We start from the raw sequence: 26,614 nt of genomic DNA on the forward strand, positions 1-26,614 counted from the left end.
GTGCCAATTAAAAAATCAACAAATGATGAAAAAAAAGCTATTGTATATGGCATTATTTTCTATGTTCATACATTTAAATGCACAGATAGGGATTGAAACATCAACTCCCCAAAATACTTTACATGTCAATGGCTCACTTCAGGTAGTTAAAGACCTGAATGTAGGCGGAGATGATAAAACAAGAGGTAATTCCGGAAACAAAGGCGAGGTCTTAATGTCAAATGGAGTGGGTAATGCTCCGGTATGGAAAACGATTGAATCTGAAAACTTCTTAAAGGTAATATATGTGGGAAACAAAACAAACATTAGTCCCGCAAGCGGAAGCTATACGGGTACTCATTCTACTCCGGTTAATACTCATGAAAGTTATTCACAGACTTATGTTTTCAATGTAAGCAATAAGATTGATACTGCTTATTTAACGTATAATTCTACCACCGGACTTTTCACAGTAGTAAAACCGGGATTTTACAATATTGTTCCTTATGTGACGTATGATCTCAATTTAAATCCATCAGGGCAAACTGCAGGAACAGCCAATTCCTATATCCAAAAAGTATCACCTACCCTTACAACTCTTGCAGGAATATCAACAGGTCATGGAGAGCGTACTACAGGATTGAATCATAATCTTTCCTCCATTAATTTTTTCAATACAGGAGAAACCTTCAGAATACGCTGTCGTTATACCCAGGATTTCAGATTATCAAGCGGAAATATTCATATCTCTTATCTTACTCCTTAAACACTATAAACTTCAATCACTTCAATAATATTCATCTATTTAAAAACCCCACATATTTCTCTTGTGGGGTTTTATTTTATCTTTTATGGAAATGGAAAGTACAATAGTACTTGTCCGTTGACATCATATTTATAGGTCCAAGTTTTTTTCGATATTTTTGGGGGAACACTGCTATTAGGATTTAATCTTTCAACAACAGATTCTTTTGTTCTGAAATTATTAGCAGATAAGCTTTTCTCATAGAAAACATCATTAATGAGATAAAGTTTTTTAAATGGATTTGCAGCATTATCAAAATCAGAATAAGTAGTAGTGGTTCGTTGATAAGTTACCCCATTTCCTGTTTCAAGCATCTCAGATTTGATAAGGTTATTTTTGTCGTCGTAATAATATGTTGTAGCATATTCAGTATTGGCTGCATTATTAAATTTTATAGAAGTCTTTTCTACTCTATCCTGCTCATAGGTGTAAGTTTTTGTATATACTATGGGAGAATTCCCTGTGTCTTTATTAACATAATAATATTCAGCTTTTTGGGGTCTGCTGTTTTCCATATAATACAGATATTCATCATGTTTGGAAATGCCAGCAAATTCTAAAACACTTACCTTTATTTTGTTACCATTATAAGATAATTGAGTAGTTAATTCGGAGAAAAACATGTTAAACATTTGAAAGAATACGGGCAAAAATCGTCCTTTAACATTGACTAAATTTCCGTTTTCATAAGTAAACTCATAGTATTCTTTAGGGTTAGGTACTGTTCCTACACCATCCGTATTATATACATAAGCTTTTTCTGTATGTACAATTGGAGATGGAGTATCTTCGGTCGTGTCATCACTGTTGCTGCAGGAAAACAAACTCAGCACAAGTGAAAGGTAAAGTAATTTTTTCATGGTTGGTTAGTTTATTTTTTATAAATATATATAATTTAATTTAAAGAAAAAGTATACACATTTCCACCTTCATTCTTCCCTTTCTCATCGGCAATCATTAGCGTTTTATCATCAAAGAATACCATAGCTTCTTTTTGGGAATTATGATTCAAAGGGATTTTCTGAATTTTTGCAGCACTGAAATTGTCTGCTGTAAATCCAGTAAGAACGTGTACATTTTTATGGGTCAGCAATACAATTTTATCTTTTGTACTGTTGATGGTAGCAGATGTAATAGCTGCATCATTATACCCTCCATCAAGTTTTAATGTTCCTATTAACTTCGCTTCAAAATAACCTTCTTTATTGGGTACCTGGAATACAAGGAAAGTTCCGTCAAAACCTTTGCTTCTGTTTTTGGTGAATAAGTAAAAATTCCCGTCTATTTCAACAAAAGCTTCACAGTCATACAGCAAATTTGATTTTTTTGGAGGAAACTCAGTCTGTCCCTGATAATGAAATTTTGTGGTCTGAACAACTTTAGTAACAATTTGTTTACTGTCTTTCAAATCTGTTTTTAAGATCACCAGATCCTTTCTGTTATTATCATTATTACCAAAATCTCCGATATAAATATTTCCCTGAGGATCAGATATAATATCTTCCCAGTCTGTATTTTCAGCATTTTCTACCGGTATTTTTGCCAGCATGTCGCCTTTATCACTCAGCCCGTATATTGCATTTTCATTTCCTCTGTCCTCTATTGCCCAGATTGTTTTCTTATCTTGCGACAAAGTAATTCCGGAAACTTCCTTCAACTTTTTAGGTAAGGTAAACTGAACTTTCAATTCATCCTCATTAGTGGGAGAATTCTGAGCTTTTGGATTGCAGCTTAATAAAAGCAAAGCAGGTAAAATAAGCAAACGTAACATATCTATTTTTATTATTTTAATTGAGTGTAAGAAGCATTAATTGTTCCCATCAGGAATTATGAAAGTTTTTTTGCTTTTTCCCAGAGAACGTCCATTTCTTCCAGAGACATATCTGCCAGTTTCAGATCCTGTTCCTCAGCCAGACTTTCCATCTTTTGAAATCTTGAAATAAATTTGAGATTGGTTCTTTCCAAGGCAGAATCAGGATTGATTCCTGAAATTCTTGCATAGTTAATCAAAGAGAAAAATACATCACCCAACTCCTGTTCTTTCTTATCCAGATCAGTCTCCGCATGAAATTCCTGAATCTCTTCATCTACCTTTTTCCATGCATCTTCTGCATCGTGAAACTCAAAACCTATTCCTTTCACTTTATCCTGAATTCTGTAGGCTTTTACCAAACTAGGCAGACTTTTCGGAACTCCGCCTAAAATAGACTTATTTCCTTCTTTCAGTTTCAATTTTTCCCAGTTCTGTTTCACTTCTTCTTCATCTTTCACTTCAGTATCACCATAGATATGAGGATGGCGGAAGATCAGCTTTTCATTAAGTGAATTGATGACATCTGCTATATCAAAACTTTCTTTTTCAGAACCAATTTTAGCATAAAAAACCAAATGAAGCAAAACATCACCCAGCTCTTTCTTTATTTCCTGTAAATCATTCTGCAAAATAGCATCTGAGAGTTCATAGGTCTCCTCAAGGGTAAGATGGCGAAGAGACTCTAACGTTTGTTTCTGATCCCACGGACATTTTTCACGCAAGTCATCCATAATATCCAGTAATCTTCCGAAGGCCTCCAGTTTCTCTTGTTTCGTATTCATTGTTTGAAAATTCAATCTTATACAAATGTAAGGGATATTCGGACATCATTACAAACGTTGGAAGTAAAAGTTGCGAAGTGCAGAATCCTGATAGATTCGATATGGAAACCTAACAGATTTTCAAAACCTGCTAGGTTTGGAATACTAGCATGTAATTATCTTTTGTTTGAAAAAACAAAAAACCTTGTCCGGAATTTCCGGACAAGGTTTTATATTTTAATTCAAAAATGAATTATCCTTGTTTTCTGTGTGTGCTTTTCGGAGCTGATTTTGCAGCTGAAGTAGCTTTTACTTTTGGAGCAGCAGGCTTTTCTGCTTTTGGAGCTGCTTTTTTAGTATCTTTTTCAATGCTTACTTCTTCTGCAGCAGGTTCACCTTCTAAAGTTTCAGGCTCTGCTTTTACAAAGCTATCAGGAGTGATGTATCCTGCTTTGTGAAGGATGTTGTACCATTGAGCCAATTTCTTGATATCAGAAGCGTATACTCTTTCTGTATCATAGTTAGGAAGAGATGCCAACATGAAATCTTTCAAATCTGCCTCAGAAGATTTGTGAGAAATAGTTTCCTTATAATTGTTGTTTTTAGCAATATTTTCAAATACTTCAAATAACGGAACTTCTTTCTCAAATGTAAACATGGCAATATTGTCCAATAAACTTACCTGGCTTGAGTTTCCAATGCTTACTTTTTTCTTGTTGGTAACATCTTCAATGATGAATCCGTTTCTTAATTGAGAAACTAATTTGAAAAGTCCTGGTTTTCCAGAAATTGAAATTATTTTTTCTAACAGCATAATTTTATTTTTTGTAAATTCTGCAATCAGCACTGGCTTTTTGCTTTTTATTATTCGTTTTAATCCTTATTTAATTACTTTGGAAATCTCATTTTGTAACCGATGTTTACGTCACCCTGAGAGATTTTAGTCAGCTTACCTTTTACCAGTTTCTTCTTCAGAGCGCTAAGGTGATCGGTAAACAGAACTCCTTCAATGTGGTCATATTCATGCTGAATTACGCGGGCTCTAATATCGGAAAAAGTTTCTGTATGTTTCACAAAATTTTCGTCATAATATTCAATAACGATTGTTCCTTTTCTTTTTACATCTTCCCTTACATCCGGAATAGAAAGACAGCCCTCATTGAACTTCCATTCTTCACCTGATTCTTCAAGAATCTGAGCGTTGATGAATACTTTTTTGAACTCTGCCAACTCATCTTTAATATCTTCATAATCTTCATCTTCTGCAAGAGGTGTTACATCTATCACAAACAGACGGATATCCAAACCAATCTGTGGCGCTGCAAGACCTATGCCATTTGCGCTGTACATGGTTTCGAACATGTTATCTATCAGTTCCTGTAATTCGGGATAGTCTTTTTCTATATCTTTTCCTACTTTTCTCAAAACAGGATCCCCAAAAGCTCTTATCGGTAATATCATCTTAATCTTTGTTCTAAAAAATTCTGCAATATGATGGTTGCACTTACTTTATCTATTAACCCTTTTTCCTGCCTCTTCTTTTTGTTTTTTCCACTTTGGGAAATAAAGAATGAAGCCATTTTGGAAGTAAATCTTTCGTCAAAACGGTGAACCGCAATATCCGAAAATTCTTTTTTAAATTCTTCTATGAATTTTAAAATATCCGTTTCTATTTCTGAAACGTTTCCTTTCAAATCTATGGGAAGTCCAATTACGACTTCATCGACCTTGTTTTCATTGAAATATTTTTTCAAAAAATCCATTAGAGAACGGTTCTCTACAGTCTCCAGCCCACTGGCTATAATCTGCATATCATCCGTTGCAGCGATACCACAACGAGCCTTTCCGTAGTCTATTGCAAGGATTTGTCCCATAAGTCTGCAAATTTAGTAAAATTTACTGATTTTATTCATAACGCAGTTTTTTTATATAAATCATGTTTTATTCCATTATTTTTTTTATAATTTTAATCTTCCAAAAAACAATTATATGAAGAAACTCATCCTCGTAAGACATGCAAAAAGCGACTGGCCGGAAGAAACGGAGGACTTTGACAGACCTTTGGCAGACAAAGGTCTGGAGGATGCTATGCACATGTCCAGATTCCTGAAAAACAATAATATTTCCATTGATCATTTTGTGTCCAGCCCCGCGGTTCGTGCACTGAACACCTGTAAAATTTTTAATCAGGCGTATCAGTTAAATTGTTCAACTGATGAAAAATTATATAATCCTTCGGAAAGAAGTTTTGAATCTGTAATTTATGATCTGGATGATAACCTGAATTCGGTAGCTTTCTTCTCACACAATAATGGAATTTCCAATTTTGCCAATTCCATTTCTGAGGATATTTTCCATTTCCCCACCTGCGGAGTGGCTGGTTTTGAGGTAGACTGTGAATCCTGGTCTGAATTTGATGGGGCTAAAAAGAAACTGCTGTTCTTTTATGAGCCTGGGAAAATATAATTTTACATCCTTATTTTTTTATGTCACAATAATTACTCTTCTTTTCTCATGTCAGAAACAGAACAAAACTTACTATGAGTCTATCGTAAAGAATGACATAAAACTTTCCTCTTCCCCCAACCCCGGAAGCTGGAGGTAAAATCATGATGAACATTTCCAAACATTTGAAGGTTTTCAGAAATTAAAAAAAATAAAACCCGAACCTGGAAAAAACACCATCTATCTTCAGCCTATCGGAACTTTTGATGAACTTCAGAAAAAGGAAATAGCTCTCACAAAAGAATACTTAAAAATATATTACAAGCTGGAAACAAAAATACTGCCTGCTCTGCCTAACACCATCTTTCCTGAAAAAGTGAAAAGAATTTCAAACGAAGGACAGGAACAGATTCTGGCAGGATATGTGCTGGATAGCATTCTGATCAAAAAAAAGCCTAAAGATGCTGTAGTCCTGATGGGAATTACCGAAAAAGACCTTTTCCCAAAACCGGAATAGAACTACGTTTTCGGACTGGCTTCTTATGAAGATGGTGTAGGAGTAACTTCGATGTATAGATTTGCCAATGGTCATTTAACTGATTCAAATTTTAATGAAAGTCTTTTAAGATTAATAAAAATCAGTTCACACGAAATCGGCCATATGTTTGGGATCAGCCACTGCCTGAATGCCAACTGTGTGATGAACGGAACCAATTCATTATCGGAAACTGATTATCACCTGGCAAGAGCCTGCTCGTTATGTCAAAGAAAACTGAATTCAAGCGTCCATTATGACAATAAAAAAAGACTTCTTGAATTAAAAAATTTCTTTGAAAAGCAACATTTTAACACAGATCTTTCCTTAGCACAGCAGGACCTTAACCTCCTTCAGTAAAATATTAGTGTTATTTGTGAACAATTAGCGCAATTCGTGTTTGAGCAACAAAAAAGAACGGACCAATGCCCGTTCTTTATAGAATATCTTTTATGCTTTCGTTTTTTACTTCTTCTTCAAATCCAGATCATCAAAATCAAAACTGAAATCTGTTACGTCAGAAATTGCTTTTAATCTTGCAGATTCTGCTTTTCCGGTTTCATCATAATTGAAAATAATGTAGGCATCCGCATCATAGCTTCTGTCGTCCCATTTGATAATGAAAGAATTATTGGAATAAGGAAGCAGCTCTCCTTTTAACCTTGGAGAGTTTTTGCACGCAATTCTGTAGCTATTTCCCTGTTGTGTAATTTCTACATCACCAAACCATACATCATTGTAAGTTCCTGTAAACTGTTCTGCTTTTGGCTGTAAAGATTTTTCTTTTTTAAAGGCTTCAGATTTTGCAAAAGCATCTTTCTTCTGTTTATTGAATTCAGCTTCCATTTTAGACATTCTGTCGCCATAGGTTTTCAGCCAGTTTCTGTCTGCTATCCCAAGATAAGAATCTTTCACGGTATTCGTAATGGTATTGAAAGCGGCTCCGGACTGTTGGTTCGTCAATACTACAATTCCCAGTTTCATATCCGGAATTAAAGTAAACTGTGTCACCGTTCCGATCAATCCTCCGGTATGCTGTACCTGTTTGTGTCCTTTAACATCGCTCAAAAACCATCCTAAACCGTATCCATAGAAACTTGTGTCATAAGGATTTTTTGCAGCCACTCTATCTGGAATCTGCAGACTCCAAAGTTGTTGAACATTCTTATCCGAAACCAGTTTTTTACCATCTTTTGTGGTGAAATTATTCAACAGACATTCTGCCCAGGTCGTCATATCTTTGATATTACTCATAATTCCTCCTGCTGCATTACCTGTTTCGTTCCAGTCGTGAGGAACAGCAATTGCTTTTCCATCTACCGGAGCGTGCGCATCAATTTTGTTTGCTATAGCTTTTGCTCTGTTATAACTTCCGAAACTTGAAGTCATTCCCGCCGGTTTCATAATTCTTTGCTCAATAAATTCTGCCCAGCTTAATCCGGAAACTCTGTGAATTACTTCTCCGGCAACAATAAACATGATATTGTTATAATCCAGTGTTGTTCTGAAAGGATTTTCAGGCTTCAGGTATCTCACGTTATGAACAATATCATTAACTGTTAAGCTTCCCCCTTCCGGAAAAAACATAAGATCTCCCTGCCCTAGTCCTAATCCCGCTCTGTGCGTGATAAGGTCTTTGATCGTTACATTTTGAGAAACGTAAGGATCATACATTTGAAATTCAGGAATATACTTTGAAACTTTATCATCCCAGTTCAGTTTTCCTTCATCCGCAAGAATTGCTAATGCCACACAGGTAAACCCTTTGGAGTTGGAAGCAATTCCCACTAATGTATTATCGTCCATAGGCTGCTTCGTAGTAAGAGAACGAACTCCAAAGCCTTTGGAATAGGTTACTTTTCCATCTTTTACAATTCCTACCGACATTCCGGGTACATCAAAGGTTTTCAGGGTGTTCCGGATCAGCTCATCCAGCTTTTTTTCTTCAACCTGCGCATTGGCCAATCCTACGGTCAAAAGAAAAATGAAAAAAGAAAGTTTCTGTTTCATTGTTTATTTTAATTTTCCCAAATTTACTAAATATTAAGCGATGCTAATTTTAGCCGTGCTAAAACTTTACGATAAATCAGCAGTATTCATGAAAAAGCCTATTTCTATCTGTATTTTCTCTCTTTTCACTATCAGTGGTATCAAAGCCCAGGACAGAACTTCTAATCCTTTGCTTTTACAAACCTGGAATTTAAGTAAAATGGATACTTATATCTATACTTATGAAAAGCAGGATGGTTTTGAGGCAAGAAGAGAAGGGATCAGATTTCAGAAAAACGGAAAAATTACAGGGAATCTGATTAAATCTACTTTAAGGTATGATACTTTGGAAGAACCTGTTACTAAAAAAAGTGAAAAACCAGACCGTTATATCGGGAGCTGGAAAAAAGCTTCAGATTCTACAGTGACTCTGGTCTTTCCTTCCAATACCAATATGACTGGTACTTTTGTTATTTCAAAGCTTACGGAAAATCAACTAAAACTAAAAAAGGTTTTCAGTGCAGCTATTGAAATGAAACTGGATTCTATCAGAAAAACAAAAAATATTACTGATTAGGATCTCCTGTGAATTGATAAAAGCTTCTTTATATTTGCAGTTTTAAAAATGGCAGTACATGACAAAAGTTCTTCTCCTTTCCGATTCTCATTCTTATATAGATGACCGGATCCTGGAATATGCTTCTCAGGCCGATGAAGTATGGCATTGCGGAGATTTCGGAAGTCTGGATGTGATTGAACAGCTTGAAAAAATAAAGCCTCTGAAAGGCGTTTACGGAAATATTGATAATGCCAAAATTCAGGCTGAATTTCCGGAAGTCAACCGTTTCTTTTGTGAAAACCTGGAAGTGTTGATGATTCACATTGGGGGTTATCCTGGAAAATACGCTCCACTCACTAAAAAAGAAATTGCTGAAAAAGCACCGAAATTATTTATTTCAGGTCATTCTCATATTTTGAAAGCAATGTATGATGAAAAAAACAGTCTTCTCCATCTGAATCCCGGCGCGTGCGGAAAACAGGGATGGCATAAAGTAAGAACGATGATGCGTTTTGTGGTGGACGGTGAGGAAATCAAGGATCTGGAAGTTATTGAACTGGGATCAAGAGTGTGATAAGTGAGAGAGCTTGAGAGTTTGAAGAAAAAGGAGTTTGTGTTCATTCGTTTTACTTTCTACCTTTGCACAAATATTGGGTTCAGACAAGTCTTAAAAAAATATGAAGATCGGTGATAAGGTTTCGGTAGTGGACGAGGATTTAAGCGGGGTAATTACTTCCGTGAAAGGAAATATTGCCGTTTTTAAAGATGAATACGGATTTACCCATCAATATCCCAAAGAAAAACTGGTTCCTAAAGATTCGGATCTCTATGAAAATATCAGAGTCGTAAGAAAAGCCGAGCCTAAAAAAATCATTTCTAAGAAACATCAGAAAAATCATTTGGTTTTAGACCTGCATTTTCATAATTTGGTAAAGAATCCCAATGACTATGACAGCTTCGAAAGACTATTTATACAAAAAGAAAGACTGATTGAAGTGATTGAGTTTTGCAGAAAGAACAACCTGAAAAGACTGGAAATTGTTCACGGCATTGGTGACGGAACGTTGCAGAGGATGGTTCGGGACGTACTGGAAAGCCAGGTTAATATTGATTTTTATAATAAGGAAATACTTCACCATCAATCGGGTGCGGTAATGGTAGAATTTCACTAAATTTGCAGGAATTGAAATATGAACGTACTTAATTTACTTTTTACCAAAGACGGATTGATCTATCAGATTGTTAAGAACAAAAACATTCTGGAGGAAAAGTCTTATTTCGTTACTGAAGAGACACCAGCCAATCTTATTGATCAAAAGCTGGATGAAGTTCTTATTAAGCAGCGCTATGAAGAAATCCATGTGATTTCAGCTTTTAATCATTTTACCCTGATGCCTGAAGGTTTTTCTGAGCATGAGGTAGGATTTGACCTGATCGCTTTCAACGCTCCGACTGACAGAGAAAAGGAAGAGCTGATGCTTTCTATTAACAAAAAATTCAATATTCAGTTTTATTATACTTTTCCGAAAAACTATTATAAGAAAATAAAAGAGCTGGCTATACCGGTTCATTTTAATTTCTCCGGAGAAAAGTTTCTAAGTTCAATTAATAATAAAACCAACAAGGAAATTCATATCAATCTTTATCATAACCAATGTGAGTTTTTTGCGATTGACAATAAAAAAATAATCCTTTATAATAACCTTGATGTCAACTCAGAAGTAGATTTCCTTTACTTCATTATGTTTACATTGAGTAAGATAGGTTTTGGAATCAATGAAACCAGCTTTTATGCTTATGGAGAAACTACGGAAAATGAAACCTTCATTTCCGAACTTCAGAAATTTGTTAAAAACCTGAAAATTGTTTTTGACAATATTCCAAACAAGAATTTTATACTTAACTAGGTTGCAGGCCGCAGGTAATAGGAATTAGATCCTAAACACAATCACCTGCCACCTATAATCTACAACCTAAACCCTAACAAAAAAATATGTTCAGAATAATATCAGGCAAATGGAAAGCCAAAAAGATTGCCGCTCCTAAAAACTTTGATGTAAGACCTACTACCGATTTTGCGAAAGAGGCTTTATTCAGTATTCTGGAAAACAAATACGATATGCAGTCCATCTCCGTACTTGATCTTTTTGCCGGAATTGGCTCTATTACCTTTGAATTTGCTTCCAGGGGATGCCAGAATATTACTTCTGTGGAAATGAACCCAAAACATACTGCATTTATCAACACTACAGCTTCTGAGCTTGACATGGCGCTTCAGATCAATGTACAGAGAGGTGATGTATTTGATTGGCTTAAAAAATTCAGAAATAAAAAGTCATTTGAGATCGTTTTCTCTGATGCTCCTTTCGAAATGGAAGAGAAAAAGTACCACGAGCTGATCTCTTTGGTTTTAAACAATAAATACCTTAAAGAAAATGGAGTTCTTATTGTGGAACACCAAAGCCGCATGAAGCTGGATCATCCCAATTTAATAGATACCCGAAAATACGGAAACGTAAGTTTCAGTTTTTTTGAACCGAATAAAGAAGATAATCAGGAACTTTAATTCCTGATTATTTTTTTTGATATGACCGGAGATTCTTCGCCCCATTTTGTTATCGCTTCCAAAACAGGTAATAAAGTTCTTCCAAAGTCTGTTAATTCATATTCTACCACTAAAGGAGGTTTTTCTGTAAAAACTTTTCTGTCCACAATTCCATCTTCTTCCAATTGTTTTAACTGTAAACTCAATGTTCTTTCCGTAATGGTAGGAATGGATTTTCTTATCTCATTATAACGTTTAGCCCCGCCAATAAGATGGTGCAAAATTACTGCTTTCCATTTCCCTCCTATAAATTTCATTGTGACACTGGTACAGCAGGGATAGGATTTATTATCAATTGTATACATTTTTTATACTATCATTTTTTACCGTTATTGCAAAGTTAGTAAACTTAAATTAATTTTGTAACTATAAAAATGATAGTATAAAATTATGAACTTTTTAGACAAAATGAAAAAAAGGTATACTGTAAAAAAGTATAACCCACAGGGAAAAATCAGTGAAGAACAAATTGCAACGCTTCAGGAGATTTTAAATTTAAGCCCCTCATCCATTAATAGCCAGCCCTGGAATTTTATTTTTGTAAATGATCCGGAACTGAAAAAACAATTGGGAGATAAGTCTTATTTTAATAAAGAAAAAGTGTTGGATAGCAGCCATGTTATTGTTTTCCAAGTGATCAAAAACATTGAAAACTTTGAAAAGCAAATTGAAGAAAACCTTCCGGAAGGCTCGGTTAATTATTACCGAACGATGGTAAAGCCTAAAGGAGAAGAGGCTATAAAATCATGGCTTGGGCATCAGGTTTATTTATCTTTAGGAGTGCTTTTATCTGCCTGTGCAGCAATGGGAATAGATTCTACTCCAATGGAAGGAATTGAACCTGAAGAATATGATGTTATTCTGAATAATGAAAAATATGAAACGTTATTTGCAGTAGCTATTGGGGAAAGAGATGAAGCAGATGCTAATCAGCCTAAATTTAATCCAAAGAAAAGACTGAATGCTGAAAAGGTAATTGTGGAAGCGTAATTTAAACACGAATTTCACAAAGAACACAAATAAAAAAGTCTGCTCTAAATAGCAGACTTTTTATTTATAATACTTTCAATTCCAAATCAATTGTTTTTCCGAAGAATTTCTTAGAGATTTTCTCAAAGTTCTTGGTAATATCCGAAAGATAGAAATGATAATTGGGTTTTGAGTTATGATCATTTAAGAGATTGTACTTATCCAGAATGATCTTTAGATGATTGGCTACAATATTCGGAGAGTCTATCACACGGACTCTGTTTCCGTAATACTGTTTGATTTCATCTATTAAAAGTGGATAATGGGTACAGCCCAAAATCAATGTTTCAATATTTTTTAGTTTATTATTACTTAAATAATTATAAATAATAGCGTGCGTGATCGGATGATTTTTAAAACCTTCTTCAATAGCAGGAACCAATAATGGTGTAGCCAGTTCGTCTACTTTGATCCATTTATTATGCTTTCGGATGCTCTTTTTATACAATCCTGAATTCACAGTTGCTTTGGTGGCAATCACTCCTACATTAGTATGGATTTCATAAGATACCTTTTCAGCAACAGGATTAATAACGTCTATGACCGGAACTTTTCCTGCAACTGACTGCATAACCTCATTCAAAGCATTAGCCGTTGCCGTGTTACAGGCAATTACAATCGCTTTACAGTTCTGCTCCAGCAGAAAATTGGTAATCTTGGTAGAGTATTCAATAATCGCATCCTTGGACTTTTCTCCGTAAGGAAGGTGCTTTGTATCTCCAAAGTAGATCAGATCTTCGTTAGGAAGAAGTCTTTTGATTTCTTTGGCAACGGTAAGACCTCCTACCCCGCTGTCGAAAATTCCGATAGGCTGGCTTGGTGAAAGATGTGAATAATCTTGTTTTTTCGTTTTCAAATGAGCTGAAATTTTATACAAAAATAATGAATTTTTAGTATACCATATACAACAAACTGTTATACAATAAACAAATCCGAAGCAATTCCATCGGCCATAAACCAATGCTTTTCAGGAATTTTCAAATGGTCATTTTCAATAAGTAAAATTCCGTCTTCTATTTTCGGTTTGATTTCTGCTTGAAAATGCTCCAGTTCTCTATCTGAGAATTTATTTTTTAAACTTTCCAAATCTACGCCCCAAATAGTTCGTAAGCCGATCATGATCATTTCATTAAACTGATCTTCTTTGGAAAGAATTTCTTCTTCTTTGGCTAATAATTTATCATTAAGCTTTTTGATGTATTGCTGATTATTGGCTACGTTCCAGCTTCTGACATCAAATCCGTTATAAGAATGTGCCGAAGGACCAATTCCAAGATATTCCTGGTATTTCCAATAAGCAGAATTGTGGCGTGAATAGAAGCCTGGTTTTGCAAAATTGGAAACTTCATAATGTTCAAAACCATTATCTTTTAAAAAGTCAGATAAATAATAGAATTCTTTGTTTTGTTCTTCTTCTTTAGGGCTTTTTATTTTCCCTTTTGATATCCAGTTTTCTAATGCCGTTTTGGGTTCTACCGTCAATGCATAGGAGGAAATATGAGGAACTTCCAGAGCAATGGTTTTATTCAGGTTTTCTTTCCAGATCTCAAGATTGGAAGTGGGTGAACCGTAGATCAGATCAATACTCAGGTTTTCAAAACCAAAATCCTGAGCCCTTTTGATAGAACTTTCTGCCTCGGAAGCACTGTGAGCTCTATTCATCAATTTTAAATCTTCTTCAAAAAAACTTTGAGTACCAATGGAAAGTCTGTTTACAGGGGTTCCAGCCAGCTGTTTTAAGAAATTCTTATCCAAATCATCCGGATTGGCTTCCAGCGTGACTTCTATATCTTTTTCAAAACTGAAATATTTTAATACTTCATCTATTAAGGAACTGATCTCATCTACAGAAAGAATAGAAGGAGTTCCACCTCCAAAATACAAGGATTTCAAGTTTTTGTTCTGCAACTCATCTTTTCTCAATAGTATTTCAGTTTTCATGGCACGAAGCATTTCATCCTTAAAATTCAGGGATGTTGAAAAATGAAAGTTGCAATAGCTGCATTTTTGTTTACAGAACGGAATGTGAATATACATCATAAAAAAAGCTCTGAAAAATTTCAGAGCTCAAATTTATTTAAATTAAATTAATTAGTATCTAAATCCTCTAGCATTAATGAAGTTGTCAAAGTTATAACCCAGACCAATCATGAAGCTGTTTCCTCCATAACTCTGGATGTCAGACAATCCAAGGTTATAAGTAGCTCCAATCATGAATTTGTTGAATCTTACTTTTACAATTGGAGAGATACTCAGGTTCTGATTGTCAAATCTGTTCTGAACCGTTCTGTAGCTTACCCCGAAAGAGAATGCGTTGATCTCATTAGAGAAAGTCGCCATTAAGTTCCAGTCGATCATTCTCGTTGAGTTTGTATTAAGGTTAATCAATGCTGATGGTGCAATGGTAATATTATCAGCAATGTTCCAGTTGTATCCTAAATTTAAGAAGAATTTAATTGGAGAAGGCTCATAGTTGTTTACGATAGAAGCATCATTACTTAATGCGATATCATTTACGGAAACACCCCCGAATAAGCCTCTGTAGGTAGCCGCCAAACCGAAGTTGGCATACACCATAAAGATGTTACTTTCTTCCCCTCTTAATAGTGGATCACCACCTTCTTCCGTATTGATTTTTGAATAGTCAAAATTCATATTATAGAAGTTAACACTTGTACCGAAAGAGAACTGGTCTTTTCTGTCTCCTTCACTACTTAGCGGAATAAAATATGAAGCACCAGCCGTGATACCACCCGCAGAGATCGGTCCGTTACTGTCTCTGAATACGGAAATACCAGCACCTACTCTATCAAAGATATTCGCATTAATCCCGATTGACTGAACATTAGGAGAATTACTGAATTTTGAAAATTGTTGTTGATAATTGGCGTTGAGCTGTACGTAATCTGTTTTTCCGTATTGAGCTGGGTTGAACAGGAACTCACCATCCAAAAGATATTGCTGATAGTATGGTAGTGATTCTTGTGCTTTGTATGCATTTGACAAAAGAGCTAAACATACGATAGCATATAGTTTTCTCATAACAAATCTTGATTTCAATTCAACAAATATAAAAAAATTCTCAATATATTTTTAGTTTTCTAAATAATTTCTCCATTTTTTTACAGCATCCGCCATATCTTTGGGCATTGGGCTTTCAAAATATAATTCCTTTTTTGTGGTTGGGTGTATAAATCCAAGGGTATGGGCATGAAGGGCATGTCTTGGCAAAATTTCAAAAACATTTTTAATAAATTGCTTGTATTTCGGAAGATTTATCCCTCTTAAAGGCGTATGTCCTTCATATCTTTCGTCATTAAACAAAGTATGCCCGATATGTCTGAAATGTGCCCTGATCTGATGTGTTCTTCCGGTCTCAAGTTTACATTCCACCCAGGTCATATATTTGAATCTTTCAAGGACTTTATAATGCGTCACTGCATGTTTCCCCTGGCTGCCATCTTCATAAACAGACATCTGCATTCTGTTTTTAGGATGCCTTCCGATATGACCTCTGATGGTTCCCTCTTCATCCTGCATATTTCCCCACACAAAAGCCCAGTACAGTCTTTTCGTAGTTCGGTTAAAGAACTGTTTTGCAAGGAAGCTCAATGCATATTCATTCTTGGCGATCACCAGTAGTCCTGAGGTATCTTTATCAATCCTGTGAACCAATCCTACCCTGTCAAGATCAGATTTCTCCCCGTTCTTTTCAAAATGAAAAGCCAGTGCATTCACCAATGTTCCGTCCCAGTTTCCGAATCCGGGGTGTACCACCATTCCAGCTTCCTTATCCACAACAACAAGGTCATCATCTTCATAAACGATATTCACCGGAATATCTTGTGGAATAATGACATTCTCTCTAGGAGGGTGGGTAAGCAGTACAGAGATCTGATCTCCCGGTTTTACCCGGTAATTCTGCTTTACTGCAGTTCCGTTCACTATCACATTTCCGGCTCTGCAGGTCTGTGAAATTTTATTTCTTGAAGAATTCTGCCTGTATATTAATAGGAACTTATCTATTCTTAAGGGTTCCTGCTTGCTGTCAACAGTGATATTAAGATGCTCATACAAACCTTTATTTTCCTCGTCAATATCGATATTTTCGATACTGTTGGAATCTAACAATTCTTCATCTAAAAAATCTTCGTTATCTTCTGACATTGTTTTATTTTTTTTTACACAAAAGGCCTCAACATTTTGCAGTTGAAGCCTCTGTTTATTTATAATAATTTTATATTAATCTATTTGCACTTTAGCTTTTTTAGGCTTTTGAGCAGGCTGCTGTGTCGTTGCTGAAGCAGCCGGTTTCGCTGTACTTCCAGCTGAAGGAGTAGTGGTAGAAGTTTTAGGCTTCTCTGTATTTTGACCTGCAGGTTTAGAAGTTGTAGTCTGAGGCTTTGGAGTCTCAGTTTTCGGCACTTCTGGTTTTGGAGTTTCTCTTTTAGGAGCAGAAGCCGGTACAACCGGAGCGTCATAACTTGGCTCACTGTGTACTTCTTCATATCGGACCGGAGGAAGTGAAGTATCCACTTTCATACGATAGATAGAATTCAACTGCTCTACTTTTGCTCTTAATTCTGCCGGAGTTTTCTTACTTGCCCAAAGGTCGATCTGCATTCCCTGATCACGAACATCTCCGGAAGCAGGATCCTGATAATAGATAATATCAGACTCATCTTTGCCTCCGTCTTCATGATCTACCAATCCTACTTCAAACATACTCCTGGCAATTACAGCTCTCGCTTCTTTTACCGTAAGTCCAACTACATTAGGAATGGAAATATTTCTCATAGGCCCGGAACCAACCACTACATCAATCGTTGAGAATCTTGGTAAGCGTGTACCCGGATTTACAGCATTTCCTTTATATAATATTCTTAAAAGAGCGTCCTTCTGAATACTAGGTTCATAAATCGTATCACCAATTTTAAGACCTACCTGATCCAGTCTCTGGAATGCCAGTCCGGAATATTTATTGATTACATTAGGAACCGCAATAGGAGCCCATGTTCTTGGATTTACCTTAAGTGTTATCGTTCTTCCGTCTTTTACACGGGAACCTGGCGCAGGATATACCTGTAACACCTGGAATGGTCTGTATTTAGGATCGTAATTGGCACTGTCTACTTCATATTCCAGCCCTGTATCATCTAAAATTTTAACGGCATCATGTACCGATTTATTTACAATATTGGGAACAGGAATTTCCTGACCGTGATTCGTATGGTACTCCAACCAGCGAAACGTAAGCCATACAAGACCCACGAAAATACCGATGGCTACTACTAAATTCAGTAAAACTTTCCAATTGAAAAGTGATTTAAGCATACTTAAAAATACTTTAATTATAACCGCAAATATAGCTAATAATTTTAGAATGGACTTTTTATTTAACACAATTCATTTTTGATTTTAAAATTTGCTGATTTCCCATATTGCATTGCATAAAATGATTAAATTTGCCTTAATTGATACTATATGGTTATGAACAAAAAAAGTGTTGCCGTAGTTATGGGAGGCTATTCTGATGAATACGTCGTTTCCTTAAAAAGCGGACAATTGATTTATGATTCTTTAGACAGAAATCTCTATGACGTATATAAAGTAATAGTTCTTAAAGATGAGTGGTATTTTTTAGGTGAAAATGATAAAAAATATCCCATCAACAGAGGAGATTTTTCGGTGACTTTAGATAATGGAGAAGTCTTAAAATTTGATGTTTGTTTTAATATCATCCACGGAACTCCGGGAGAAAACGGAATTCTTCAGGCATACTGGGATGCCATTGGACAAAAATATACCGGGTGTGATTTTTACCAGAGCGCCCTTACTTTCAATAAAAAAGACACCCTTGCTGTATTATCAAAATACGGAATTCCATCTGCTAAAAGTATTTATTTAAGAAAAGGTGAAGACATCAATGTGGATGAAATTGTAGCAGAACTGAATCTTCCTTTATTTGTAAAACCCAACCAATCCGGATCTTCTCTCGGTATTTCCAAAGTAAAAGAAAAATCCGAACTCATTGCTGCTACTGAAATTGCATTCAAAGAAGATAATGAAATTCTGATTGAAAGCTTCCTTGACGGGATGGAAGTTTCCGTAGGAGTTATTGATTTCAAAGGTGAAACCATTGTTTTGGGAATTACAGAAATTGTTCCTACCAATGAGTTCTTCGATTATGAAGCAAAATACGAAGGGGCATCTGAAGAAATTACGCCTGCAAGAATTGACGAGGAAACTACAAAAAAAGTGGAAGAAATCGCCAAAAGAGCTTACAATTCATTAGGAATGAGTGGCTTTTCAAGAAGTGAATTCATACTCATGAACGGGATTCCTTATATGCTTGAAATGAATACCAATCCGGGATTCTCTCCTGCAAGTATTCTTCCTCAGCAGGCAAAACATTACGGAATTTCCATTATGGATCTTTGCGGAAATGAAGTTGAAAAAGCACTTAATAAATAAAATAGAAGTTAGAAATTAGAGGTTAGAAACGAAATAAACATAAAGCTTTTAACTGATAATTCAAAATTCAAAATCATAACTCGTACAACATGAAAATTGCTGTTTTCCCAGGGTCTTTTGACCCGATTACATTAGGACATTATGACATTATAGAAAGAGCGGCACCGCTTTTTGATAAATTAATCATTGCAATCGGACAGAATTCTCAGAAAAAATATATGTTTCCTCTTGAAAAAAGAAAGGAATTTATCCAAAACTCCTTAGCAGAATTCCCCAATGTGGAAGTAGATTCATTCGAAGGCTTAACAGTAGATTACTGCTTTGAAAAAAATGCTCAGTATATCATCAGAGGATTGAGAAACCCTGCCGATTTTGAATTCGAAAAAGCGATTGCCCATACCAACAGAACTTTAGCTCACAAAAAGCTGGAAACAGTATTCTTACTGACTTCTTCAGGAAAATCTTTCATCAGCAGCAGCATTGTAAGGGAAATCATCACCCACGGCGGCGAATATGAACTGATGGTTCCGGACTCTGTGAGAGTGGAGAGATAAAAAAATATAATTAATGAGCGATAAATGATAATTGATATAATGGCCAAGAATTTGCTTAAGCAGAAATCATTCATCAATTATCATTCATCAATTATCATTTATCAACAATCATTTATAATTATATATGCACGAACAGTTCAATTTTGCCATAGAAGTCCTGGGGACCATTGCCTTTTCCATGTCCGGAAGTTTCGCAGCAATGCAGAAACGACTTGATCCGTTCGGGGTGCTTATTATTGCATTTGTAACTTCTGTGGGAGGAGGAACGGTAAGAGATTTATTACTGGACATACCGGTATTCTGGATGCATGATATTCTGATGTGTACCCTGATTCTGGTGACCAGTATATTTTCAATGATATTCAAATCTCTTGAGAAAAACTTTAAAGTAACTTTATTTATCTTCGACAGCTTCGGGCTTGGCCTGTTCACCATAATCGGTGTACAGAAAGGACTAAACGCAGGAATCCATCCTATGATCTGTATTGCATTGGGAACCATTACAGGCTGTTTCGGAGGGATCATCCGGGATATACTGCTCAACAGAATTCCATTAATTTTCAGAAAGGAAATTTACGCCACAGCATGTATCGTAGGCGGAGCAGCATTTTTATTGATGACCAGATATACAATGCTTTCCTATACTTTTATACAGATCTTCACTATTTTACTCATCGTTGCTATTCGAACATTTGCGGTAAAATACCATTGGCAGATACCTAAGTTTTATGGGTATGATCAGAATTCGGAAATGTAACCTTGTGAAACGATTACCTCTTACCATTCTTTCATTTTCTTTATTCTCCTGCCAACACGAGAGTCAATTTGATCTGAATAAAGATCTTTATCACTTTTCCGAAAGAATGGAAAACGGAGATACTGTTAGGATCATGACTGATCTTTCAGCCTGCATGTTCTTCGCATCTGAAACTTATACTTTTACCAAGCAGCATGACACTCTGTTTCTGGAGAAATACTCTGAAATAACATCATATGGTAAAACGACCCAAACTTTACCTAAAATACCTTACAAAGTAAAAGCAAGCGATCCTTTGTCTTTTGAAAATTATCTTAAATTTCTGAACAAAGAAGATAAACCGCATGAGAAAGGAGATTTTCCTTTGATTACTGTAACCTATAAAAAACAAAATCGGAAATTTTATGATGACGGACTCCAAGATAAATTTATGAAGCATGATAGTTTGTTTGCCGTTAAGGAAAACATTTACCCAAAAGACCCATTTTTTAAACAGGAAGCACCACCACCGCCTACAATCATAAAAAACAAAAAGTCCTGAAAAATCAGGACTTTTTATAGTATATGTTAGGTTGACTAGAAGAATTTTCCTCTGTTTCTCATATTCGGGTTATGCATATGCTTCTGCATGGTCGGCATTTTCAACTGATCTTTCATCATTTTGATCTGATCGGTCATCATTCCAGCACTGTCCAGTCTTTTTGCTTCTTCCAGTAATTTCTGCCCTTCCTGTTTTCTTCCTTTGGAAATAGCGGCTGCCGCAAGATTCAAAGTAGCCATTGCTCTGTCATGCTTCATATTCAAACCATACTCCAACGCTTTCTTCATGAAAGGTTCTACTTTAGCAGGGTGATCCTGAGCTTGTGTCAATCCTGATAAATAGTGAAAATATCCGTATTGAGTTTTATGAAGCTGAGTTTTATAATCTGTAATTTTTGACAGCCATTCTCCGGCTTTCTCCATATTTTGCTTTCTCAATTGCCAGAATGCCAATAGAATATATTCATTTTTAAAGAATAGTAAGATCGGAAATGCAGCCAATAGGAAGACAACAATACCCCACCCAAGATTTCTCGTGAAGAACATCATATAAAGTCCCAGTAAAATAAGGACTGCTGCTACTGCAATTTTTATGTATTTATTCATTATTAAATTTTAAAAGTGCAAAGATAATAAATTTAAGGCTTAAAGTTCAAAAAGTCAATGGTGAATGGTCAATTCGCTGCGTTTGTTAATTTTGTAACTGCGGAAAATTCACGATTCCCTTTACTAAGCAAAAATTCATTATTGACCTCTATGCTTCTTTGTTAATTTTTTCAAACGTCTGGAAACAAAAATCATAACCATTCTTTTCATCTTTCTCATAGCAGATTTCATTGGTCATTTTCCAGATTTTAGGATCTATTTTCGGAAAGAAAGTATCAGCATGAAGGTCCGCTTTCACCAAAGTAACTTCAAGCCTGTCCACAACATCCATAGTCTGTTCGTAGATATTTCCGCCACCGATAACAAAAACTTCCTCATCGATCTTTTTAGCAAATTTCAAAGCTTCTTTGATGCTTCCTACGATAAGAATTCCTTCTTCAAACCAGTCTTTCTTTCTTGACACAACAATATTGGTACGGTTCGGAAGGGCTTTTCCAATACTTTCATATGTTTTTCTGCCCATAATCACAGGATGCCCGGAAGTAATATCTTTAAAATGTTTCAAATCTTTTGGAAGATGCCAAAGCAACTGGTTTTCAAAACCAATTTCATTTTTCTCTCCCATTGCCACCACTATTGTTGTCATTCAAATAATTTTTTACAAAATTAGCACATAATTTGTATATTTGGTTAGCACAAAAAATTTAAAAAAATAAACTATGAAAAATAAAGGATGTCTGGGTGCAGGAACCATCGGTATTGCCCTTCTTATTATTGTTGCTGTTCTTTTCTTCTGGGGAAAAAGCGGATATAACAGTTTTGTTAACAAAGAACAGACTGTAAACGCAAAATGGTCGAATGTAGAGACCGTTTATCAGAAAAGAGCCAATCTTATTCCTAATCTGGAAAGAACCGTAAAATCCTATTCAAAATTTGAACAGGAAACTTTAACACAAGTTGTGGAAGCTCGTTCCAAAGCGACTTCTATCAATATTGACCCTACAAATATGACAGAAGCTGATTTGGCTAAATTCCAGGCAGCACAGGGAGAATTATCGGGTGCATTAAGCAGATTGATGGCCGTGGTAGAGTCTTATCCTAACCTAAAAGCAGACCAGCAGTATATCAACTTCCAGAGAGAGTACACTGCTATTGAGAACAGCATCAGAACTGAGACGGTTTATTATAACGATGCTGCAAAGGATTACAATACTTCCATCAAGACTTTCCCGAATAATATTCTGGCGAATTTCACCAACTTTAAAGAAAAACCTTATTTCAAAGCTGACGCAGGTGCTCAGAAAGCCCCTGAAGTATTCAAATAATAATGGGTAATTTCCTAACAAATCAACAGATCGCTTCCCTTGTGGAAGCGATTCAGTCTGCGGAAGATCATTCTACAGGAGAGATCAGGGTACATATTGATTCCAATACGGAAACCCGTGATGCCAGAACAGCATTTGATGTTTTCAAGAAGCTTGATATGGATAAAACTGCTGAAAGAAACGCAGTGCTTTTCCATGTCAATTTTGAACAAAAATATCTTACCATTATCGGAGATATCGGAATTCATGAAAAAGTAAAACAGTCTTACTGGGATCATCTTCACGATTATATCACCGCTGAATTTGCCAAAGGAAATTATTATAAGGCGCTGAAAAGTGCCATCCTGGAAACGGGACTTGAACTCAAAAAACATTTTCCTGTAAAAGGAGAAAACCCAAACCAACTTCCAAATGAAATTACGTTCTCTTAAAATAGTATTTTCATTTTTACTACTTTGCTTTTACACTTTTGTATCAGCACAGTACACCATTCCCGAAAAACCCTCGGTACTTTACCCTGTTTTTGATGAAGCCGGATTACTTTCCCAGCAGGAAAAAGATGCACTTAACAATAAACTGATCAAGTTTGCAGATTCTACCTCAACGGAAATTGAAGTAGTGATCATCCGTTCCACCAAAGGAGAAGATGTGAATTTTCTGGCAACCATGTTTGGGGAAAAATGGAAAATCGGAAAAAAAGGTGTTGATAACGGAGTGGTTTTCCTTATCGCGACAGAAGACAGAACCATGTCTATCCAACAAGGACGCGCTGTAGAGCAATACCTTACCGCTTCAGTAGCAGGACAAATCTTAGATTACATCGTTACTCCAAAGTTCAAGAAAGGACTTTGGTATGAAGGCATCAACGGTGGAACCTCAGCGATTATGGAAGCTGTTGAGGGAAAATTCAAACCTGTAGCCACCACAGCTCCTTCCGGTAATGGAAGTGCTTTTAAAGTTCTTATCATTGCTTTTATTATTTTCATCATTATTGCTATCCTATTTGGTAACAGAGGTGGCGGACGTGGTGGAAACAATGACGACGATGATGATGTCATCATTACCAGAAGAGGACGCAGAAACTATCCTGGAGGTTTTTTCCCATTCCCTGGAAGCTTCGGAGGCGGAGGATTTGGTGGTGGAAGTTCCGGAGGAGGCGGAGGCGGATTCGGAGGCTTCGGAGGTGGTGGAAGCTTTGGAGGCGGTGGCGCATCCGGAGGATGGTAAATAAAGAAACAATTTTAAATTATATAAAAATCAGATCATCACGATCTGATTTTTTTATTTAAAAACATAAAATAATGCCAATTCTTTAACTTTTATTAATACTAAATTGATATTTAGATAGTAAAAAATTAATAAAACCTCATAAAAACCACCTTTTATTCAATATTTTTTTATTATATTTACTGAAAACAGGATTATGAAGAAGACGCTGGTAGTATTTGCACACCCTTATCTGGAGCATTCCAATTCGAATGTAGAGCTCATCAATTTCTACGTTCGCCATCAGCATTATACCCTTAGAGATCTTTACGAAGAATATCCTGACTTTCATATCGCTGCTTTCCGGGAAAGAAAACGTCTTAAAAACTATGAACGTTTTGTTTTCCAGTTTCCCCTGATATGGTTCGGAATGCCACCGCTTCTCAGATTATGGATTGATGAAGTTTTCGACAGAGACTGGCTGAAAGAGGGCGAACATAATCCACTCGAAGGAAAAGAAGTCTATATTCTGGTAACCACAGGCGGAAAAGAAAGATCTTTCAGTAAAACCGGCACTTATCAATACACCATAGATGAACTGATCAGCGGGCTTATCGTTTCATTAAGGGTTTTCAAAGCAGATATTAAGCATATTAAAATTGTATACGAAGCCAACAAGCTCTCTAAAAAAGAAATCATTTTACATAAAAAAGAATTTACAGAACTACTCAATCAATAGCATATGGAATCCAGCTTAGCGATGAACACATTAATTTTCCTCGGTGTAGCCATCATCATGGTTCCATTGGCAAGAAAACTAGGGTTAAGTTCTGTAATCGGCTATATTTTAGGAGGAATCATTATAGGTCCTTATGTCCTTAAACTTACAGGAAACAACGTCAATGATATTATGCATGCCAGCGAGTTTGGCGTTATAATGCTTTTATTTTTGGTAGGTTTGGAACTGGAACCCCGCAAATTCTGGGAGATGCGAAAGAAAATAATGGGATTGGGACTTTCACAGATGGCACTTACGATTCTCTTGCTTTTCTTAGTATTCACAAGTGTAGGTTGGAGAGTAGACAAAGCGATTGCCATTGCCATGTGTTTCGCGCTATCTTCTACAGCAATTGTCCTCCAGACCTTACAGGAGAAGAATAATCTCAAGACTACTGCGGGAGAAGCTTCATTCTCCACCTTGTTATTTCAGGATATTTCTGTGATTCCTATTTTGGCGATATTGCCTATTCTGGCCAATTATAAAGCCAAGCATCATGATAATGAAATCCAGATTCTGATCCAAAAACTGCCGGAATGGCTTCAGGCCGGAACGGTAATTTTTGGAGTAGCATTATTGATTCTACTCGGAAGATATGTATTTGTTCCTTTTCTGCGCTATGTTTCAAAATCGGGAATGTCAGAGCTATTGACAGCTTCTTCGTTATTTCTGGTTATTGGGGTTTCGGAACTGATGGTGGTGATCGGCCTTTCACCTGCTTTGGGAGCTTTCCTTGCAGGAGTAATGCTTGCCAACAGTGAATTCCGTCATGAGCTGGAAGCGCAGATTGATCCTTTCAAAGGACTGTTACTGGCTGTTTTCTTCGTGAGTGTGGGATCAACTATCAATTTTAATATTATCCAGAAAGATCCTTTATTTATCTTCAGTACTGTTTTTGCTGTGCTGGCTGTAAAATTTATTGTCTTATATGCTATTGGAAAGTTTTTCAGGATAGATACTTCCCAAAGTCTTTTTTATGCATTTGCCCTTTCACAGGTGGGAGAATTTGCATTTGTACTGCTTAACTATGCTTCGGATCTTTATCTTTTAGGGCCGGAGATGAATGCACAGATGATGGCTGTCACTGCCATTACAATGTGTATCACTCCTGTTCTCCTAATCATCAATGACAAGTTTATTACTCCAAAATTTATTACAGAAATCCCGGAGGAAGAGCATGATTATAATATTCTCGACAGCAATGTTAGTCAAAAGAAAATTATCATTGTAGGTTTTGGGCACTTTGGAAGCACCGTGGGACGTCTTTTAAAAGCCAATAAAATACCCGCTACCGTTTTGGATCGTGATTCTGATCGTGTTAAATTGCTCAGAAGCTATGGTTTTAAAGTCTATTATGGAGATGCCACCCGAATACCTATTTTAAGAGCCGCAGGAATTGAAGATGCTGAAATTCTGGTTTTATGTCTGGATGATTCCGATGATAACAAATTCATTGCAGAACTTGTGCGGGAACATTATCCCAATGTGAAAATTTTTGTAAGAGCGAAAAACAGGATCGATGCTTATGATTATCTAAACAATGGAGTTAATCATATCTACCGCGAAACATTGGGAACAGCGGTGGATATGGCGGTGGATGTACTTCATGAAACAGGAATGAGGAAATATGCCGCAAGACGTCTTGGACAAAGATTTATGGCTATTGATAAAGCTTCTGTGAGAAAACTTGCAAAAATGAAGGAAAATAATGATGACATTACGCTATTTACCACAAAAGAAATGCTCCAAAGGGAGGAGGAATTGTTGGCGTATGATAATCTTAATTTTGATAATAAAAACTGGGAAGATTCCTCATCCGCCGATGAAGAAGATGAGGATGAATCCCAGGATTAG

34 protein-coding genes are annotated in these 26,614 nt (G+C 36.1%); 19 read left to right on the top strand and 15 right to left on the bottom strand.

Features of this window, described 5'->3' with window-relative positions:
- Nucleotides 1-22: 22 nt before the first annotated feature.
- Nucleotides 23-745 (top strand): hypothetical protein, encoded by a 723-nt coding sequence (locus EK417_RS00420; RefSeq protein ID WP_136521042.1) that lies wholly within the window; start codon nucleotides 23-25, stop codon nucleotides 743-745.
- Between the two features lie 83 nt (nucleotides 746-828).
- On the opposite strand, the gene EK417_RS00425 is transcribed toward EK417_RS00420, so the two are convergent.
- The 6 genes from EK417_RS00425 to ruvX form a co-directional block, all read right to left on the bottom strand.
- Nucleotides 829-1,644, bottom strand: coding sequence for a hypothetical protein (locus EK417_RS00425; RefSeq protein WP_136521043.1), 816 nt, complete (start codon nucleotides 1,642-1,644; stop codon nucleotides 829-831).
- Nucleotides 1,645-1,679: 35 nt separating this feature from the next.
- Nucleotides 1,680-2,555, bottom strand: a complete 876-nt coding sequence (locus tag EK417_RS00430; protein WP_136521044.1) for an SdiA-regulated domain-containing protein — start codon at nucleotides 2,553-2,555, stop codon at nucleotides 1,680-1,682.
- Between the two features lie 56 nt (nucleotides 2,556-2,611).
- Nucleotides 2,612-3,379 (bottom strand): nucleoside triphosphate pyrophosphohydrolase, encoded by a 768-nt coding sequence (gene mazG / locus EK417_RS00435; RefSeq protein WP_076597179.1) that lies wholly within the window; start codon nucleotides 3,377-3,379, stop codon nucleotides 2,612-2,614.
- Between the two features lie 232 nt (nucleotides 3,380-3,611).
- Nucleotides 3,612-4,172: a DUF5606 family protein gene (locus tag EK417_RS00440; RefSeq protein WP_076597178.1), complete on the bottom strand. Its 561-nt coding sequence runs from the start codon at nucleotides 4,170-4,172 to the stop codon at nucleotides 3,612-3,614.
- A 74-nt stretch (nucleotides 4,173-4,246) separates the two neighbouring features.
- Nucleotides 4,247-4,819 (bottom strand): peptide deformylase, encoded by a 573-nt coding sequence (gene def / locus EK417_RS00445; RefSeq protein WP_076597177.1) that lies wholly within the window; start codon nucleotides 4,817-4,819, stop codon nucleotides 4,247-4,249.
- Nucleotides 4,816-5,232 (bottom strand): Holliday junction resolvase RuvX, encoded by a 417-nt coding sequence (gene ruvX / locus EK417_RS00450; protein ID WP_076597176.1) that lies wholly within the window; start codon nucleotides 5,230-5,232, stop codon nucleotides 4,816-4,818. The genes def and ruvX overlap by 4 nt, the downstream gene beginning before the upstream one ends.
- A gap of 115 nt (nucleotides 5,233-5,347) precedes the next feature.
- Here ruvX and EK417_RS00455 point away from each other — a divergent pair, with 115 nt between their 5' ends.
- The 3 genes from EK417_RS00455 to EK417_RS21340 all read left to right on the top strand — a co-directional run bounded on the left by EK417_RS00455 (nucleotide 5,348) and on the right by EK417_RS21340 (nucleotide 6,698).
- Nucleotides 5,348-5,824, top strand: coding sequence for a SixA phosphatase family protein (locus EK417_RS00455; RefSeq protein ID WP_062675602.1), 477 nt, complete (start codon nucleotides 5,348-5,350; stop codon nucleotides 5,822-5,824).
- A 355-nt stretch (nucleotides 5,825-6,179) separates the two neighbouring features.
- Nucleotides 6,180-6,320 carry a zinc metalloprotease gene (locus EK417_RS21335; protein WP_228457861.1) on the top strand — a complete coding sequence of 47 codons (141 nt, stop codon included), beginning with the start codon at nucleotides 6,180-6,182 and terminating at the stop codon, nucleotides 6,318-6,320.
- A 51-nt stretch (nucleotides 6,321-6,371) separates the two neighbouring features.
- On the top strand, nucleotides 6,372-6,698 hold the full coding sequence (locus EK417_RS21340; RefSeq protein ID WP_228457862.1) for a zinc metalloprotease: 327 nt from the start codon (nucleotides 6,372-6,374) through the stop codon (nucleotides 6,696-6,698).
- Nucleotides 6,699-6,803: 105 nt separating this feature from the next.
- Here EK417_RS21340 and EK417_RS00465 read toward each other — a convergent pair whose 3' ends face one another.
- Nucleotides 6,804-8,348: a serine hydrolase gene (locus EK417_RS00465; RefSeq protein WP_136521045.1), complete on the bottom strand. Its 1,545-nt coding sequence runs from the start codon at nucleotides 8,346-8,348 to the stop codon at nucleotides 6,804-6,806.
- A gap of 88 nt (nucleotides 8,349-8,436) precedes the next feature.
- Between EK417_RS00465 and EK417_RS00470 the strand changes: the two genes are divergently transcribed.
- The 5 genes from EK417_RS00470 to EK417_RS00490 all read left to right on the top strand — a co-directional run bounded on the left by EK417_RS00470 (nucleotide 8,437) and on the right by EK417_RS00490 (nucleotide 11,452).
- Complete coding sequence (locus EK417_RS00470) at nucleotides 8,437-8,904, top strand: hypothetical protein (protein ID WP_136521046.1); 468 nt, start codon at nucleotides 8,437-8,439, stop codon at nucleotides 8,902-8,904.
- A 58-nt stretch (nucleotides 8,905-8,962) separates the two neighbouring features.
- Nucleotides 8,963-9,460, top strand: coding sequence for a metallophosphoesterase family protein (locus tag EK417_RS00475; RefSeq protein WP_110368329.1), 498 nt, complete (start codon nucleotides 8,963-8,965; stop codon nucleotides 9,458-9,460).
- 103 nt (nucleotides 9,461-9,563) lie between these two features.
- Entirely contained in the window at nucleotides 9,564-10,058 is a 495-nt protein-coding gene (locus EK417_RS00480) for a DUF8465 domain-containing protein (RefSeq protein ID WP_076597171.1), read from the top strand.
- A gap of 18 nt (nucleotides 10,059-10,076) precedes the next feature.
- Complete coding sequence (locus EK417_RS00485; protein ID WP_136521047.1) at nucleotides 10,077-10,793, top strand: DUF3822 family protein; 717 nt, start codon at nucleotides 10,077-10,079, stop codon at nucleotides 10,791-10,793.
- An 86-nt stretch (nucleotides 10,794-10,879) separates the two neighbouring features.
- Nucleotides 10,880-11,452 (top strand): RsmD family RNA methyltransferase, encoded by a 573-nt coding sequence (locus EK417_RS00490; protein WP_105704096.1) that lies wholly within the window; start codon nucleotides 10,880-10,882, stop codon nucleotides 11,450-11,452.
- On the opposite strand, the gene EK417_RS00495 is transcribed toward EK417_RS00490, so the two are convergent.
- On the bottom strand, nucleotides 11,449-11,796 hold the full coding sequence (locus EK417_RS00495) for a winged helix-turn-helix transcriptional regulator (protein ID WP_136521048.1): 348 nt from the start codon (nucleotides 11,794-11,796) through the stop codon (nucleotides 11,449-11,451). The two genes, EK417_RS00490 and EK417_RS00495, sit on opposite strands and share 4 nt — an antisense overlap.
- 85 nt (nucleotides 11,797-11,881) lie before the next feature.
- On the opposite strand from EK417_RS00495, the gene EK417_RS00500 reads away from it, so the two are divergent.
- The gene (locus EK417_RS00500; protein WP_136521049.1) at nucleotides 11,882-12,481 is read left to right on the top strand and encodes a nitroreductase family protein; all 600 of its coding nucleotides are present in this window, start codon (nucleotides 11,882-11,884) and stop codon (nucleotides 12,479-12,481) included.
- Between the two features lie 64 nt (nucleotides 12,482-12,545).
- Here EK417_RS00500 and murI read toward each other — a convergent pair whose 3' ends face one another.
- From murI to EK417_RS00525, 5 genes are all read right to left on the bottom strand, one after another.
- Nucleotides 12,546-13,376 (bottom strand): glutamate racemase, encoded by an 831-nt coding sequence (murI, locus tag EK417_RS00505; RefSeq protein ID WP_105704130.1) that lies wholly within the window; start codon nucleotides 13,374-13,376, stop codon nucleotides 12,546-12,548.
- Between the two features lie 59 nt (nucleotides 13,377-13,435).
- Entirely contained in the window at nucleotides 13,436-14,560 is a 1,125-nt protein-coding gene (gene hemW / locus EK417_RS00510) for a radical SAM family heme chaperone HemW (RefSeq protein ID WP_105704099.1), read from the bottom strand.
- Between the two features lie 51 nt (nucleotides 14,561-14,611).
- Nucleotides 14,612-15,562, bottom strand: a complete 951-nt coding sequence (locus tag EK417_RS00515) for a PorP/SprF family type IX secretion system membrane protein (RefSeq protein WP_136521050.1) — start codon at nucleotides 15,560-15,562, stop codon at nucleotides 14,612-14,614.
- Nucleotides 15,563-15,613: 51 nt separating this feature from the next.
- Nucleotides 15,614-16,687 (bottom strand): RluA family pseudouridine synthase, encoded by a 1,074-nt coding sequence (locus EK417_RS00520; protein ID WP_170872093.1) that lies wholly within the window; start codon nucleotides 16,685-16,687, stop codon nucleotides 15,614-15,616.
- Between the two features lie 75 nt (nucleotides 16,688-16,762).
- Nucleotides 16,763-17,854 (bottom strand): PASTA domain-containing protein, encoded by a 1,092-nt coding sequence (locus tag EK417_RS00525; protein ID WP_110368326.1) that lies wholly within the window; start codon nucleotides 17,852-17,854, stop codon nucleotides 16,763-16,765.
- 156 nt (nucleotides 17,855-18,010) lie between these two features.
- On the opposite strand from EK417_RS00525, the gene EK417_RS00530 reads away from it, so the two are divergent.
- The 4 genes from EK417_RS00530 to EK417_RS00545 all read left to right on the top strand — a co-directional run bounded on the left by EK417_RS00530 (nucleotide 18,011) and on the right by EK417_RS00545 (nucleotide 20,846).
- Nucleotides 18,011-18,994, top strand: coding sequence for a D-alanine--D-alanine ligase (locus EK417_RS00530; protein WP_136521051.1), 984 nt, complete (start codon nucleotides 18,011-18,013; stop codon nucleotides 18,992-18,994).
- A gap of 89 nt (nucleotides 18,995-19,083) precedes the next feature.
- Nucleotides 19,084-19,548 (top strand): pantetheine-phosphate adenylyltransferase, encoded by a 465-nt coding sequence (gene coaD, locus EK417_RS00535; protein WP_076597162.1) that lies wholly within the window; start codon nucleotides 19,084-19,086, stop codon nucleotides 19,546-19,548.
- 124 nt (nucleotides 19,549-19,672) lie between these two features.
- Nucleotides 19,673-20,305, top strand: coding sequence for a trimeric intracellular cation channel family protein (locus EK417_RS00540; protein ID WP_076597161.1), 633 nt, complete (start codon nucleotides 19,673-19,675; stop codon nucleotides 20,303-20,305).
- A 4-nt stretch (nucleotides 20,306-20,309) separates the two neighbouring features.
- Nucleotides 20,310-20,846, top strand: coding sequence for a hypothetical protein (locus EK417_RS00545; RefSeq protein ID WP_136521052.1), 537 nt, complete (start codon nucleotides 20,310-20,312; stop codon nucleotides 20,844-20,846).
- 35 nt (nucleotides 20,847-20,881) lie between these two features.
- On the opposite strand, the gene EK417_RS00550 is transcribed toward EK417_RS00545, so the two are convergent.
- Both EK417_RS00550 and EK417_RS00555 read right to left on the bottom strand, forming a co-directional pair.
- Nucleotides 20,882-21,451 (bottom strand): hypothetical protein, encoded by a 570-nt coding sequence (locus EK417_RS00550; protein WP_076597159.1) that lies wholly within the window; start codon nucleotides 21,449-21,451, stop codon nucleotides 20,882-20,884.
- Nucleotides 21,452-21,599: 148 nt separating this feature from the next.
- A complete protein-coding gene (locus EK417_RS00555; protein ID WP_136521053.1) occupies nucleotides 21,600-22,097 on the bottom strand; it encodes a dihydrofolate reductase in 498 nt (165 codons plus the stop codon).
- Between the two features lie 73 nt (nucleotides 22,098-22,170).
- Here EK417_RS00555 and EK417_RS00560 point away from each other — a divergent pair, with 73 nt between their 5' ends.
- From EK417_RS00560 to EK417_RS00580, 5 genes are all read left to right on the top strand, one after another.
- Complete coding sequence (locus EK417_RS00560; protein WP_066690947.1) at nucleotides 22,171-22,776, top strand: LemA family protein; 606 nt, start codon at nucleotides 22,171-22,173, stop codon at nucleotides 22,774-22,776.
- A 2-nt stretch (nucleotides 22,777-22,778) separates the two neighbouring features.
- Nucleotides 22,779-23,207, top strand: coding sequence for a TPM domain-containing protein (locus tag EK417_RS00565; protein WP_170872092.1), 429 nt, complete (start codon nucleotides 22,779-22,781; stop codon nucleotides 23,205-23,207).
- Entirely contained in the window at nucleotides 23,188-24,003 is an 816-nt protein-coding gene (locus EK417_RS00570; RefSeq protein ID WP_136521054.1) for a TPM domain-containing protein, read from the top strand. The genes EK417_RS00565 and EK417_RS00570 overlap by 20 nt, the downstream gene beginning before the upstream one ends.
- Before the next feature lie 196 nt (nucleotides 24,004-24,199).
- Nucleotides 24,200-24,721, top strand: a complete 522-nt coding sequence (locus EK417_RS00575) for an NAD(P)H-dependent oxidoreductase (RefSeq protein WP_076597154.1) — start codon at nucleotides 24,200-24,202, stop codon at nucleotides 24,719-24,721.
- 3 nt (nucleotides 24,722-24,724) lie between these two features.
- Nucleotides 24,725-26,614: a monovalent cation:proton antiporter-2 (CPA2) family protein gene (locus EK417_RS00580; protein ID WP_136521055.1), complete on the top strand. Its 1,890-nt coding sequence runs from the start codon at nucleotides 24,725-24,727 to the stop codon at nucleotides 26,612-26,614.

The organism is Chryseobacterium candidae (genome assembly GCF_004916905.1).
In the GTDB taxonomy this organism is placed as follows: Bacteria; Bacteroidota; Bacteroidia; order Flavobacteriales; family Weeksellaceae; genus Chryseobacterium; species Chryseobacterium candidae.